This window comes from Rhizobacter sp., from assembly GCA_019635355.1.
In the GTDB taxonomy this organism is placed as follows: domain Bacteria; phylum Pseudomonadota; class Gammaproteobacteria; order Burkholderiales; family Burkholderiaceae_C; genus Rhizobacter.
Genome location: JAHBZQ010000001.1, coordinates 4362368 through 4376572, shown reverse-complemented (window position 1 = coordinate 4376572; position 14205 = coordinate 4362368). Strand labels below are relative to the sequence as shown.

The following is a 14205-nucleotide window of genomic DNA, read 5'->3' as shown; positions in this document are numbered from 1 at the left end:
CGCCTCACAGCAGGTCGTAGCGGTCGAGGTTCATCACCTTGACCCAGGCGCGCGCGAAATCGCGCACCAGCACCTGCTGGCCGTCGTCGGCCGACGCGTAGACCTCCGACAGCGCGCGCAGCTGCGCGTTGGAGCCGAACACGAGGTCGACGGCGGTGGCCGTCCACTTGAGCTGGCCGGTCTTGCGGTCGCGGCCTTCGAGCACGCCCTCGCTGCCCTCGGCGCGCGCCCACTGGGTGCGCATGTCGAGCAGGTTGACGAAGAAGTCGTTGCTCAAGGTGTCGGCCTGGGCAGTGAAGACGCCGTGCTTCGACTGCCCGTGGTTGGCCCCGAGCATGCGCAGCCCACCCACGAGCGCCGTCATCTCGGGGGCGCTCAGGGTGAGCAGCTGGGCCTTGTCGATCAGCAGCTCGGCCACCGAGGCTTCGAGGCCATGGCCCTTCTTCACGTAGTTGCGAAAGCCATCGGCGATGGGCTCGAGGTACTGCATCGAGTCGACGTCGGTCTGCTCTTGCGACGCATCGGTGCGGCCGGGTGTGAAGGGCACGGTGATGTCGACACCGGCCTTCTTCGCGGCGGCTTCGACGGCCGCGGTGCCGGCGAGCACGATGAGGTCGGCGAGCGAGATCTTCTTGCCGCCTTTCTGAGAATCGTTGAACGCCTTGCGCACGGCTTCGAGCTTGGCGAGCACCTCGCCGAGTTCGGCGGGCTGGTTCGCCTCCCACTCCTTCTGCGGCGCGAGGCGGATGCGCGCACCGTTGGCACCGCCGCGCTTGTCGCCGCCGCGGAAGGTGGAGGCCGAGGCCCAGGCGGTCGTCACGAGCTGCGAGACGCTCAGGCCCGAGGCGAGCACCTGGGCCTTGAGGGCGGCCACGTCCTGGTCGTCGACCAGCGGGTGGTCGACCTCGGGCACCGGGTCTTGCCACAACAGCACTTCCTTCGGCACGAGCTTGCCGAGGTAGCGCGAGCGCGGGCCCATGTCGCGGTGGGTGAGCTTGTACCAGGCGCGGGCGAAGGCGTCGGCGAGCTGGTCGGGGTGCTGCAAGAAGCGACGCGAGATCTTCTCGTAGGCGGGGTCGACGCGCAGCGCGAGGTCGGCGGTGGTCATCATCGGCGCGTGGCGCTTGCTGGGGTCGTGCGCATCGGGCACGGTGCCAGCCCCGGCGCCGCCCTTGGGGCGCCACTGGTGGGCACCGGCAGGGCTCTTGGTCAGCTCCCACTCGTAGCCGAAGAGGGTCTCGAAGTAGCTGTTGTCCCACTTGGTGGGCGTGGGCGTCCACGCGCCTTCGATGCCGCTCGTGATGGTGTAGACGCCCATGCCGTTGCCGAAAGTGTTCTTCCAGCCGAGGCCCTGGTCTTCGACGGCGCCGCCTTCGGGGTCGCAGCCCACGTGCTTGGCGTCGCCCGCGCCGTGGGCCTTGCCGAAGGTGTGGCCGCCAGCCACGAGGGCGACGGTCTCTTCGTCGTTCATCGCCATGCGTTTGAAGGTCTCGCGGATGTCGCGCGCCGACGCGAGCGGGTCGGGCTTGCCGTTGGGGCCTTCGGGGTTGACGTAGATGAGGCCCATCTGCACGGCGGCCAGCGGGTTGGCGAGATCGCGGTCGCCGGCGTAGCGCTCGTCACCGAGCCAGGTGGTCTCGGGGCCCCAGTAGATGTCGGTCTCGGGCTCCCAGATGTCGGCGCGGCCGCCGGCGAAGCCGAAGGTCTTGAAGCCCATCGACTCCAGCGCCACGTTGCCGGCGAGGATCATCAGGTCGGCCCACGAGAGTTTCTTGCCGTACTTCTGCTTGATGGGCCACAGCAGGCGGCGGGCCTTGTCGAGGTTGCCGTTGTCGGGCCAGCTGTTGAGCGGCGCGAAGCGCTGCGCGCCGGTGCCGGCGCCGCCGCGGCCGTCTTGCACGCGGTAGGTGCCGGCCGAGTGCCAGGCCATGCGGATGAAGAAGGGGCCGTAGTGGCCGTAGTCGGCGGGCCACCAGTCCTGCGAGTCGGTCATCAGGGCGTGGAGGTCCTGGACGACGGCGTCGAGGTCGAGGGTCTTGAATGCCTCGGCGTACTTGAACTGCTCGCCCATCGGGTTGGCCTTCGCCGAGTGCAGGTGAAGGATGGCGAGGTTGAGCTGGTCGGGCCACCAGTCGCGGTTGCCCTTGGCACCGGCGGCGGTGTGCTTGCGTTGCGGTGGCTGTTGTGGAGCGCCCGAGAACGGGCATTTGGCTTCGGTGGACATGCTGGCCTCCTGTGTGACGACGACTGCGGGGGTGAGGCGCTCATGGTCGCGCTCACCGCCGCAGCCGGTCAATTTGAGGCCGGCAATGGCTTCAATAGGGAAGCTGCCAATGGCCCCGATAGGGGCACCGCGCCATCAGCGGGTGGCCAGCGGCCACTCCACCGTCCAGGTGGCACCTTCGTCGGAGGTGCTGAGCAGCTGCGCGCCGGTGTAGACGAGCGGGCGCTTGTCGGCCGTCAGGGCGAGCTGCATCGGCGTGCCGTTGCCGCCGGAGTCGAAGGGCTTGCCCACGTCGACCCAGGTCTTGCCGCCGTCGGTGGTCTTGCTGAGGCTGAAGGTCGAAGACTTCATGCCCATCGACTTGAACGACAGGCCGTAGCCGGTGCTGCGCGTGGCGAACTTCGCCATCGAGCCGTTGGCATGCTCGGTGAGCTGCCAGGTGGCGCCGTTGTCGGTCGACGCATCGCTGTAGAGCGACATGCCGTTCATGCGGTCGCGCAGCAGCACGTTGTCGGGCACGCGGTAGAAGCGGCTCGTCCAGTGCGACTGTTTCTCCACACGCGGCTGCGCAGCGACGGGGTCGATGCGGTAGAGGTCGGCGGTGCGGGTGATGCCCACGTGGTTGAAGACGACGACGAGGTCCTTGCCGTCGAAGAACATGGGCACCGCGCCCATCGCCGGGAAGCCTTCGAGCACCAGCACTTCGCGCGGCGCAGGCTCGGCGGCGGCGAGGTCGCGCACGAAAAGCACGCGCAGCTTCGACTGCGCGCCGAGCTGCACGCCGTTGCCGAGCAGCAGCGCAAAGCCGCCCGCGCCCATCGGCTCGATCTGCAGGATGCGGCCTTCGTCGGCCACGCGGCGCGACGACCAGCTGCGCGTGGCCGGGTCGAAGAGGTGATAACGGCCGCTCTGCGTGCCGGCCACGATGCGCCCGTCGGGCAGCTCGCGCACGTAGCCCAGGGTGTCGAAGCTGCCGGTCGACAGCGTGCTCCAGCGGCCCGCGGTGTCGCGCACGTGCAGCAGGCCCATCGCGGTGCCGAGCAGCACACGCCCGTCGGCCGTGACGTCGAGCGGCGACACGTAGCTCGCCCGCGTGCGCACGATCTCCAGCGCCAGGTCGAGCTGCTTCGGGTCGGGCGCCTTGTCCCAGCTGCGGGTGCGCAGCGCCTGGGTGTTGCGGCGCGAGGCGGCGTCGAGGTCGGCGCTCACCGCCGATTGCGCGCGCTCGTCGGCCACCACCGCCATGGGCATCTGCTTCTCGTTGTCACGCGGCGGCGCGGCGACGATCAGGCCGAGGTTGGTCACGCTGCCGGGTTCGACGGTGAAGCTGCCCAGGCCCTGGTTGGGGCCGTGCTGGTCAGACGTCATCGCCTGGATGATCACGGCACCGAGGATGCCGAAGGTCGCGGGTGCAACGCCGGGCGCATCGAGCGACTTGACGGTGTAGGTGCCGGCTGGCAGCGGCTGCGCGAAGAGCGAGTGCTGGGCATCGATGGGTGCGGTGTCGACGAGCTCCGTCGCGAGGCCAGACTTCTGCTCGACGACGGTCATGCGCGTCCACTTGCCGTTGGTCGCGCCCAGGCGTTGCACGCTCTGCAGCTTGAGCACGACGGCGCCGGCCGTGGGTTCGAGCTTTTCCGGAATGCCCTGGTTGACGGTGGCGCAGCCTGAGGCGATGGCGAGCAGCGACGCCACCACGACCCAGCGGCCGATGGTCTTGAACAACATGATTTCTCCCTCTTGGATGACTCTGTTGGTATGTGGAAACACGCCGGCCACTCACACGGCGCGACGCGGCGGGAAGGATAAGCGGCCGGTGTAGGCTTGCGCGCCATGCAGCCCACCCGCTTTCACCAATTCCTGCTCACCGGTCTTCTGGCCATGCTCGCGGGCACGGCCACGGCGGCCGAGCCGCCCGCCCGTTTTGCCGGCCTGTGGGAAGACTGCACGAGCTTCCCCGGCACCTGCTATGGCTACCGCCTGGCGCAGGACGGCACACGCGTCTGCGGCTCGCTGACGGAAGCGCCTGCCACCGGCAACGGGCCGCGCAAGCACGGCCACATCCGCGGCGTGGTGCAGGGCAACCTGCTCACGCAGGTGGCGGTGTGCGGCGTCGAATCGCGCAGCGCCTGCCCCACGGTGCTCGTCGCCAACCGGCGCGGCCTGCTGCGTTGCGGCGAAGGCCTGGCCGAGACGGGCGGGCGGCGCTACACGTGCGAGGAATGGGCCGGCCTCAAGCAGCCGAGTACCTACCGGCCGGTGAGTGCCGAGGCGTTCGACCAGCGCTTCGGTGCACCGCCACCTTCGCTGTGCGAGGTGCCGGTGACACCGGAGGCCAGCGCGCCACCACCGTCGAAGCAGTGAGCGGCGCAGGGCCCGCTCAGGGGCTGGGCGCGGCGGCGGCCAGGGCTTCGTCGAGCAACTCGAGCGCGGCCATCGCAAAGCTCAGCATGTTGGCGGCGCGTGCGTCGCTGCCGGTGCGCAGCAGCCGGTCGAGGGGGACCGGGCCATCGACGGCCAGGCAGCTGTGGCCGGCCGGGTCGCCGTAGGGGTTGCCCTCGGGGCCGGCCGCGCCGGTTTCGGCGAGGCCCCAGCTGGCGCGGAAGCGCTCGCGCTGGTGGTGCGCCATGAGTTTGGCGTAGGGCACGGTGGATGAGCGCAGCCCGGCCATGTCGTCCGCCGTCAGCGTGGTGAAGCGGCGGAAGGCGCGGCGCGTGTAGACCACCGCGCCGCCGAGGTAGTAGCCGGAGGCACCGGCCCGCGACAGCAGCGCCGCGGAGATGAGCCCACCCGCCGACGACTCGGCGATGGCGATGGTCTCGCCGCGGGCGATGAGCCGGTCGCCGATGCGTTCGCCCAGGGCGAAGAGCTCGGGAAGGCCCATCGTGCGCCGTCGGTTTTTACTTCGAGGCGGCAGAGGCTGCAGGTGCCGCAGCGGCCGGAGCCGACGCCGCAGAGGCCAGCTCGATCTTGGCTGCGGCCTTGAGCGCGTCGATCTGCTTGCGCATGTTCTGCTGCTGAAGCTGCTGGCTGAGCTGGGGCTTGACCGTCTCGAGCGCAGGCGGCGCGATGGCACGCGAGTCGTCGAGCTGGATCACGTGGTAGCCGAACTGCGTCTTCACCGGCTCTTCCGTGATCTTGCCCTTCTCGAGCTTGGCCAGCGCGGCGCTGAACTCGGGCACCATCTGCTGCGCGTTGAACCAGCCGAGGTCACCGCCGGTGGCCTTGGAGCCGGTGTCCTTGCTCTTCTCCTTGGCGAGCTTCTCGAAAGCGGCGGGCGTCTTCTTGAGCGTGGCGATGATGGCCTTGGCATCGGCCTCCTTCTCGACCAGGATGTGGCGTGCCTTGTATTCGGTGCCGGCGGCCGAGGCCTTGAGGCGGTCGTACTCGGCCTTCAGGGCTTCGTCGGTGACGGGGTTCTTCTTGATCCAGTCTTCGACGTAGGCGTTGGCCAGGGCCGACTGGCGCACGGTTTCCATCTGGTTCAGGTACTCGGGCGATTTGTCGAGGCCCTGCTTCACCGCCTCTTGCGCCACCACGGCCTGCAGCACGAGGCTGTCGACCAGCGCCTTGCGGGCTTCGGGCGGCACGGGCTGGCCGTTGGCGCGCTGCTTGATGACCTGGTCGACCTGCCCTTGCGAGATGGCGACGCCGTTGACGGTGGCTTCGGCCGGGCCGGTGTTGGCGGCAGCGGGCTTGTCGTCCTTGCCGGCGTTGCAGGCGCCGAGCGCCAGCAGGGAAGCGGCGCCGATCAGCAGGAGGCCGGATTTGAGGTTACGCATGGAAATGTCTCGGGTCGTTGTGATGACCGCGGAGTATCGCAACTGTTGAAGGCAGCGGTTTTGGCGGGCCGGGCGGAACTCGCTTTCGGGTTTTCCGTCTGAAACGTGTCACGCTTCGGCACTTCGTCCGTTCACCCCACCACCATGAGAACCCCCATGAAACATTTCCTGCTGAGCACGTTGATCGCGGTGTCGGGCCTCGGCCTCGTGGCCGAAGGTGTCGAGGCCAAGCGGCTGGGCGGCGGCTCGACCTCCGGCTTCAAGCGGCAGACGCCCCCTCCGCAGCAGCCGAACCCCGCGACACCCGCCACACCCGCCACACCCGCTGCCACGCCCAACGCCACCGCACCGGCCGCTGCGGCAGGCCCGGCCGCCGCCGCTGCTGCCGCCCCCAAGCGCTCGTGGATGGGCCCGATCGCCGGGCTGGCCGCCGGCCTCGGCCTGGCCGCGCTCTTCAGCCACCTCGGCCTCGGCGCCGAGATGGCCAACTTCCTCATGATCGCCTTGCTGGCGGTCGCGGCCTTCTTCCTCATCCGCGTGCTGATGCGCCGCTTCGGGCCGGCCCCGGCGCGCACGCCGGCTCTCGCCACGCCGGGCGGCATGCAGTTCGCCGGCCACGGCGCGCCCGCGTTCGGCTCCGGCTCGGCTGCCGGTTCGACCAGCCCGGTGGTGACGCCGCAGCCGGTGGCGGGCCGCGTGCCGGCCGGGTTCGACGCCGATGCCTTCGTGCGCGTCGCCAAGCTGATCTTCATCCGCATGCAGGCGGCCAACGACGCGGCCAACCTCGACGACCTGCGCCAGTTCTCCACGCCGGAAATGTTTGCGGTGTTCCGCCTCGAGCTGCAAGACCGCAAGGGCGCCGCACAGAAGACCGACGTGGTGCAGCTCGACGCCGAGGTGGTCGACTACGCCGAAGAGCGCGACCAGTACATCGTGAGCGTGCGTTTCCACGGCCTGATCCGCGAAGAGTCGGAGCAGGCGGCCGAGCCCTTCGACGAGGTCTGGCACCTCGTCAAGCCGACCGACGGCAGCCGCGAGTGGGCCATCGCGGGCATCGCGCAACGCGAAGCCTCGGCCTGACCGGGGCGAGGCGCGCCCGCATGACGACGCGCGCGCTCCCGGGGCTGCTGGCGGCCCCGCTCCTCGTGGCCTCGGCTTGGGCGCAGGCGGCTCCTGCCGGCTGTGCGCCGCTCGAAACCCGCAGCGCCAACGCCACGTCGCAGCGCCCGGCCTTCGCCGGGCAGACCCGCGCCTGCGCCGCGCCGCGCAGCGCGCCGGTGAAGGTCACCGTGCTGGCCACCGGGCTGGTCAAGCCCTGGGCGGTGGAGCCGCTGCCCGACGGCAACCTGCTCGTCACCGAAAAGCCCGGCCGCATGCGCATCGTCTCGGCCAGCGGCCAACTCGGCGCGCCCCTCGCGGGCCTGCCCGCCGTCGACGCACGCGGGCAAGGCGGCCTGCTCGACGTGGCGCTCAGCCCCACGTTCGCCAGCGACCGCACCGTCTACTGGAGCTACTCGGAACCCCGCAGCGGCGGCAACGGCACCAGCGTGGCCCGCGGGGTGCTGTCGGCCGACCGCACGCGGCTGGAGCAGGTGCGCGTGATCCTGCGCACCCTGCCCACCTATGACGGCGACAAGCATTTCGGCTCGCGCCTCGCCTTCGGCCCCGACGGCATGCTCTACGTGACGATGGGCGAACGCTCCGACCGCGCCACGCGCCCGCAAGCGCAGGCAGTGGACAGCCACCTCGGCAAGATCCTGCGCATCAAGCCCGACGGCAGCGTGCCGCCCGACAATCCCTTCGTCGACCGCGCCGGCGCACGGCCCGAGATCTGGTCGCTCGGGCACCGCAACGTGCAGGCCGCGGCCTTCGATCCGCAGGGGCACTTCTGGGTCGTCGAGATGGGTGCGCGCGGCGGCGACGAACTCAACCGCATCGAGAAGGGCAAGAACTACGGCTGGCCGCTCATCGCCTATGGCGAGGAATATTCCGGCCTCTCGATCGGCTCGGGTGCCACTGCGCGCGAGGGCCTCGAACAACCCGTCTACTACTGGGACCCGGTCATCGCGCCTTCGGGCGCGCAGTGGTACACCGGCGAGGCCTTCCCGGCGTGGAAGGGCAACCTCTTCGTCGGCGGCATGAAAGACCGCAAGCTCGTGCGCCTCGTCCTCGACGGCCAGCGCGTGGTGGCCGAAGAGTGGCTGCTGGCCGAGCGCGGCAAGCGCGTGCGCGACGTGCGGCAAGACGCAGCCGGCGCGCTCTTCATCGTGACGGACGAAGACGACGGCGAGGTCTGGAAGCTCACGCCGGGGCCTTGAGCCAGCGCCTTACCTCGCCAGCACCGGCCGCAGCGCCGCGCCCGTGTGGCTGGCCTTCAGCTTGACGAGCGCGGCCGGGTCCGTCGCCGCTACCACCGTCCCGCCTGCGGACCCACCCTCGGGGCCCATGTCGATCACCCAGTCGGCCTCGGCGATGACGTCGAGGTCGTGCTCGATGACGACAACGCTGTGGCCGCCGTCGACCAGGCGGTGCAGCACGCGGATCAGCTTCTCGACGTCGGCCATGTGCAGGCCCACCGTCGGCTCGTCGAGCACGTAAAGCGTGTGCGGCGCCTTCTGGCCGCGGCGCGTCACGTCGTCGCGCACTTTCGTCAGCTCGGTGACGAGCTTGATGCGCTGCGCTTCGCCGCCGCTCAAGGTCGGTGACGGCTGGCCGAGCGTGAGGTAGCCGAGACCCACGTCTTTCATCAGTTGCAGCGGGTGCGCGATGTTGGGCATCGACGCGAAGAACTCCACAGCTTCGTCGATCTCCATCTGCAGCACGTCGCCGATGCTCTTGCCGCGCCACGTGACGGCCAGCGTCTCGGGGTTGAAGCGGGCGCCGTGGCACACGTCGCACGGCACCTTCACATCGGGCAGGAAGCTCATCTCGATGGTGCGCATGCCCTGCCCCTCGCAGGCCGGGCAGCGGCCTTCGCCAGTGTTGAAGCTGAAACGGTTGGGCGCGTAACCACGCGCACGCGATTCGAGCGTGTCGGCGAAGAGCTTGCGGATCACGTCCCAGAAGCCGATGTAAGTCGCGGGGCAGGAGCGCGGGGTCTTGCCGATGGGCGTCTGGTCGACTTCGAGCACACGGTCGATCTGCTGCCAGCCGTCGATGCCGTCGCAGCCTTGCCATTTCGGCTTGGCGCCTCGGGTGTTGATGAACTGCAGGTTGGCGAGCAGCACGTCGCGCGCGAGCGTGCTCTTGCCGCTGCCGCTCACGCCCGTCACCGCCACGAGGCGGTGCAGCGGGAACGGCACGTCGACCTGCTGCAGGTTGTGCAGGCTCGCGCCGCGCAGCAGCAGCTGCGGTTGGTCGGCGGCGATCTCGCGGCGCGGCTGCAGCGGGTGCAGCAGCGGCTTGGCGAGGAAGCGGCCGGTGATCGAGTCGGCATGCGAGGCCAGCTCGGTCACGGTGCCTTGTGCGACCAGACGGCCACCGCGTTTGCCGGCGCTGGGGCCGATGTCGATGATGTGGTCGGCACGGCGGATGGTGTCTTCGTCGTGCTCCACCACGACGAGCGTGTTGCCCTTGTCGCCGAGCTTGTGCAGGGCGTTGAGCAGCACCTGGTTGTCGCGCGGGTGCAGGCCGATGGTGGGCTCGTCGAGCACGTAGCACACGCCCTGCAGGTTGCTGCCGAGCTGCGCGGCGAGGCGGATGCGTTGCGCTTCGCCACCGCTCAGCGTGGGCGCGGCGCGGTCGAGCGTGAGGTAGCCGAGGCCCACCTCTTCGAGGAATTCGAGGCGGTTCTTGATCTCGATGACGACGTCGCGGGCGATCTCGGCATCGCGCCCCGTGAGCTTCAGCGATTCGATCCATTCGCGGCACTGGCTCACCGACCACTGGGCGATCCACGCGATGGAGTGCTCGTCGAAGGTCACGGCACGTGAGACCGGGTTCAAGCGCGTGCCGGCGCACACGCTGCACGGCTCGTCGACCACGCCGTCCACCTCCGCCTCTTCGGCCGGGAAGCTCTGCTCGCGGCCCTGCTCGTCGCGCTCGATCACCGAATCGTCGTAAGCCTTGCGTTGCTCCTTGGTCAGCGCGAGGCCGGTGCCCACGCAGCCGGGGCACCAGCCGTGCTTGCTGTTGTAGCTGAACATGCGCGGGTCGAGCTCGGGGTAGCTGGCGCCGCAGGTCGGGCAGGCGCGCTTGGTGGAGAAGACCTTCACGTTGCCGATGCGCTTGGTGCTGCTGCCCGCCATCAGCGCGCCCTTCAGGCCGTCGAGCGGCGTGAGCAGATGCATGACGCCTTTGCCAAGGTCGAGGGCTTGCGTGAGCAGCGCGCGCAGTTCGGCTTCGTTGTTTGCGCTCACCACGAGGTCGCCAACCGGCAGCTCCAGCGTGTGCTCCTTGAAACGGTCGAGGCGCGGGAACGGGTCGACCGGCAGGAACTCGCCGTCGACACGCAGGTGCGTGTGGCCACGCTGCTTGGCCCACTTCGCGAGGTCGGTGTAGACGCCCTTGCGGTTGACGACCAGCGGCGCCAGCAGGCCCACGTGCTGGCCCTTGTGGTCGCGCACGATCTGCGCGGCGATGCTCTCGGCGCTTTGCGGCTTGACCGGCGAGCCGTCTTTCACGCAATGCTGGATGCCGAGCTTCACGTACAAGAGGCGCAGGAAGTGCCACACCTCGGTAGTCGTCGCCACGGTGCTCTTGCGGCCACCGCGGCTCAGGCGCTGCTCGATGGCGACGGTGGGCGGAATGCCGTAGACCGCATCCACCTCGGGCCGGCCCGCGGGCTGCACGATGCTGCGCGCATAGGCGTTGAGCGATTCGAGGTAGCGCCGCTGGCCTTCGTTGAAGAGGATGTCGAAGGCGAGCGTGCTCTTGCCGCTGCCGCTCACGCCGGTGATCACGCTGAACTTGCCGCGGGGGATGCTGACGTCCATCGACTTCAGGTTGTGCTCGCGCGCGTTGACGATGCGGATGGACTCGTCGATGGGCTGGCGCAGCACGGTCTGCAATGGGCGGCCTTCTTCCGCACGCAGTTGGCCGTTGAGGCCCAGCGCCCGGTCGTAGGCGGCGAGGGCCTTGCCGGTGTGCGAGGTCGGGTGCTGCTTCACGTCGTCGGGCGAGCCGACGCAGACCACTTCGCCGCCGGCCTCGCCGCCTTCGGGGCCGAGGTCGATCAGCCAGTCGCTCGCGCGGATCACGTCGAGGTTGTGCTCGATGACGATCAGCGAGTGGCCGGCTTCGAGCAGCTTGCGGAAGGCGCGCATCAGCTTCGCGATGTCGTCGAAGTGCAGGCCGGTGGTCGGTTCGTCGAACATGAAGAGCGTGCCCTTCTTGGCCACGGCCTGCTTGCTTGCGGTGGAACTCTGAGCCGCTTCGGCGAGGAAGCCGGCGAGCTTCAGGCGCTGCGCCTCGCCGCCCGAGAGCGTGGGCACCGGCTGGCCGAGCTTCACGTATTCGAGGCCCACGTCGAGGATGGGCTGCAGCACGCGCAGCACCTCGCGGTCCTGCGCGAAGAGCTGCACCGCTTCGCTCACCGTGAGCTCCAGCACGTCGGCCACGCTCAGTTCGCGCATCGCCTCGCCCGGCAGGCGGCGGTCGATCTTCACCTCCAGCGTCTCGGCGCGGTAGCGCGTGCCGTCGCAGTCGGGGCAGCGCAGGTAGATGTCGGAGAGGAACTGCATCTCCACATGCTCGAAGCCCGAGCCGCCGCAGGTGGGGCAGCGACCATCGCCCGCGTTGAAGCTGAACATCGCCGCGGTGTAGCCGCGCTGCTGTGCGAGCGGCGATTGCGCGAAGAGCTTGCGGATCTCGTCGAAGGCACCGACGTAGCTCGCGGGGTTCGACCGCGCCGTCTTGCCGATGGGTGACTGGTCGACGAAGACGGCATCGCTGAGCCAATCGCCACCGAGCAGGCGGTCGTGCTCGCCCGGCGTTTCGGTCGCCTTGCCGAAGTGGCGGGCGAGCGCGGGGTAGAGCACGTCCTGCATCAGCGTGCTCTTGCCGGAGCCGGACACGCCCGTCACGCACACCAGGCGCTGCAGCGGGAACTCGACCGTCACGTTCTTCAGGTTGTGATCGCGTGCGCCTTCGAGGATGAGCCGCGGCGTGCTGTCGGTGACGAGACGCTTGAGCCCCATGCCCACCTGCTTGCGCGCGCCGAGGTAGGCGCCAGTCAGCGTGTCGGCGTCGCGGATCGCTTCCGGTGTGCCGTCGAAGACGATCTGCCCACCGCGCTCGCCGGGGCCCGGGCCCATGTCGATCAGGCGGTCGGCCGCGAGCATCACCGCCGGGTCGTGCTCGACGACGACGAGCGTGTTGCCCGCATTGCGCAGCCGGTGCATCGCCTCGACGATGCGGTCCATGTCGCGCGGGTGCAGGCCGATGCTGGGCTCGTCGAGCACGAACATGGTGTTGACGAGCGAGGTGCCGAGCGCGGTGGTGAGGTTGATGCGCTGCACCTCGCCGCCCGAGAGCGTGCGGCTCTGGCGGTCGAGCGTGAGGTAGCCGAGGCCCACGTCGCAGAGGTACTTGAGGCGTGTGCGGATCTCGTCGAGCAGCAGCTTGAGCGCGTCGTCGAGCATGCTGCTGGGCAACGAGATGCCGTCGAAGAAGCGCCGGATGCGGTCGATGGGCATCAGCATCAGGTCATGCACCGTGAGGCCGGGCAGCGCTTCGAGCTGCTCGCGCGACCAGTCCACCCCCTGCGGCAGGAAACGCTTCGCGGGCGGCAGCACGCCGTCGGCATCGGCCTGGGTGCCCATGCGCCACAGCAGCGCTTCGGTCTTCAGGCGCGCGCCGTTGCAGGTCGGGCAGGTGGTGTAGCTGCGGTACTTCGACAGGAGCACGCGGATGTGCATCTTGTAGGCCTTCGATTCGAGGTACTCGAAGAAGCGCTTGATGCCGTACCACTGCTTGTTCCACTGGCCCTTCCAATTCGGCGAGCCGTTGATGACCCAGTCCCGCTGCGCCTCGGTGAGCTGCGACCACGCGGTGTCGCGCGGGATGCCCGCTTCGGCGGCGTGGCGCAACAAGTCGTCCTGCGACTCCTTCCAGGCTGGCGTCTGGATGGTCTTGATCGCACCGGCGCGCAGGGTCTTGCGGTGGTCGGGGATCACGAGGCCCCAGTCGACGCCGATCACGCGGCCGAAGCCGCGGCAGGCCTCGCAGGCGCCCATCGCACTGTTGAAGGAGAAGAGCGCGGGCTGCGGGTCGGCGTAGCGGATGTCGCTGTCGGGGCAGTGCAGGCCGGTGGAGTAGCGCCACAGCTCTTCTTTCCGTTCGGGCTGAGCCTGTCGAAGCCTTTCTTGCGCCGGGCCACTCGGCCCTTCGACAGGCTCAGGGTGAACGGAGTCCTGCTGAGGCTCGGTTCGGAGCGCATACACATTCACCCGCCCGCTGCCGCGCTTGAGCGCCATCTCGATCGCCTCGATCGCGCGAACCTTCTCCACGCCCTGGATGCGGAATCGATCGGCCACCACGTCGAGCACCTTGCGCGGCCCCGTGGGCGACGCCACCTCGCGCTCGGCCTGCACCCGCGTGAAGCCACTCGCGGCCAGCCATTGCTCGATCTCGGCCGGCGTGGTGTTGGCCGGCAGCTCGACCGGGAAGGTGACGACCAGGCGCGGGTCATCCGATTGCGTGCGCGCCATCAGCTCGGCATAGATCGTCTCGGGCGAGTCGTGCCGCACCAGCTGCGCCGTCTTCCTGTCGAACAGCTCCGACGCGCGTGCGAACAGCAGCTTCAGGTGGTCGTTCAGCTCCGTCATCGTGCCCACCGTCGAGCGCGAGGTGCGCACCGGGTTGGTCTGGTCGATGGCGATGGCCGGCGGCACGCCGTCGACACGCTCCACCGCCGGCCGGTCCATGCGGTCGAGGAACTGGCGCGCGTAGGCGCTGAAGGTCTCGACGTAACGCCGCTGCCCTTCCGCGTACAGCGTGTCGAACACGAGGCTCGACTTGCCCGAGCCGCTGGGGCCGGTCACCACCGTCATTTCGCCGGTGCGGATGTCGAGGTCGAGGTTCTTGAGGTTGTGCTGGCGGGCGCCACGGATGCGGATGAGGCCTGAGGTCATGGGAGGTACGGGCGCACGCAGACGAGGAGGGGCGGAAATTCTAGGAGCCGGTGCTCACACGCTCCTGCCACAGGGCTTTGGCAGTTGGTCGGCAGCAGCACCGGACTCCCCCGCTTGGGGGAACAAG

The 14205-nt window shown here is 69.3% G+C and carries 8 protein-coding genes; 3 read left to right on the top strand and 5 right to left on the bottom strand.

The window, feature by feature from the left end:
• Positions 1-4: 4 nt before the first annotated feature.
• Both katG and KF892_20350 read right to left on the bottom strand, forming a co-directional pair.
• Positions 5-2224, bottom strand: coding sequence for a catalase/peroxidase HPI (gene katG / locus KF892_20355; protein ID MBX3627373.1), 2220 nt, complete (start codon positions 2222-2224; stop codon positions 5-7).
• Between the two features lie 135 nt (positions 2225-2359).
• Positions 2360-3952 (bottom strand): hypothetical protein, encoded by a 1593-nt coding sequence (locus KF892_20350; GenBank protein ID MBX3627372.1) that lies wholly within the window; start codon positions 3950-3952, stop codon positions 2360-2362.
• Positions 3953-4057: 105 nt separating this feature from the next.
• On the opposite strand from KF892_20350, the gene KF892_20345 reads away from it, so the two are divergent.
• Positions 4058-4588, top strand: coding sequence for a hypothetical protein (locus tag KF892_20345; protein MBX3627371.1), 531 nt, complete (start codon positions 4058-4060; stop codon positions 4586-4588).
• Between the two features lie 16 nt (positions 4589-4604).
• On the opposite strand, the gene KF892_20340 is transcribed toward KF892_20345, so the two are convergent.
• Together KF892_20340 and KF892_20335 are read right to left on the bottom strand one after the other, a co-directional pair.
• Positions 4605-5108 carry a CinA family protein gene (locus KF892_20340; GenBank protein ID MBX3627370.1) on the bottom strand — a complete coding sequence of 168 codons (504 nt, stop codon included), beginning with the start codon at positions 5106-5108 and terminating at the stop codon, positions 4605-4607.
• A 16-nt stretch (positions 5109-5124) separates the two neighbouring features.
• Positions 5125-6006, bottom strand: coding sequence for a peptidylprolyl isomerase (locus tag KF892_20335; protein ID MBX3627369.1), 882 nt, complete (start codon positions 6004-6006; stop codon positions 5125-5127).
• Between the two features lie 156 nt (positions 6007-6162).
• Here KF892_20335 and KF892_20330 point away from each other — a divergent pair, with 156 nt between their 5' ends.
• Both KF892_20330 and KF892_20325 read left to right on the top strand, forming a co-directional pair.
• Entirely contained in the window at positions 6163-7086 is a 924-nt protein-coding gene (locus KF892_20330; GenBank protein ID MBX3627368.1) for a Tim44 domain-containing protein, read from the top strand.
• Between the two features lie 20 nt (positions 7087-7106).
• A complete protein-coding gene (locus KF892_20325; protein ID MBX3627367.1) occupies positions 7107-8324 on the top strand; it encodes a PQQ-dependent sugar dehydrogenase in 1218 nt (405 codons plus the stop codon).
• Positions 8325-8333: 9 nt separating this feature from the next.
• Here the strand turns inward: KF892_20325 and uvrA are convergent, their stop codons facing one another.
• Positions 8334-14078 (bottom strand): excinuclease ABC subunit UvrA, encoded by a 5745-nt coding sequence (gene uvrA, locus KF892_20320; protein ID MBX3627366.1) that lies wholly within the window; start codon positions 14076-14078, stop codon positions 8334-8336.
• Between the last annotated feature and the right edge of the window lie 127 nt (positions 14079-14205).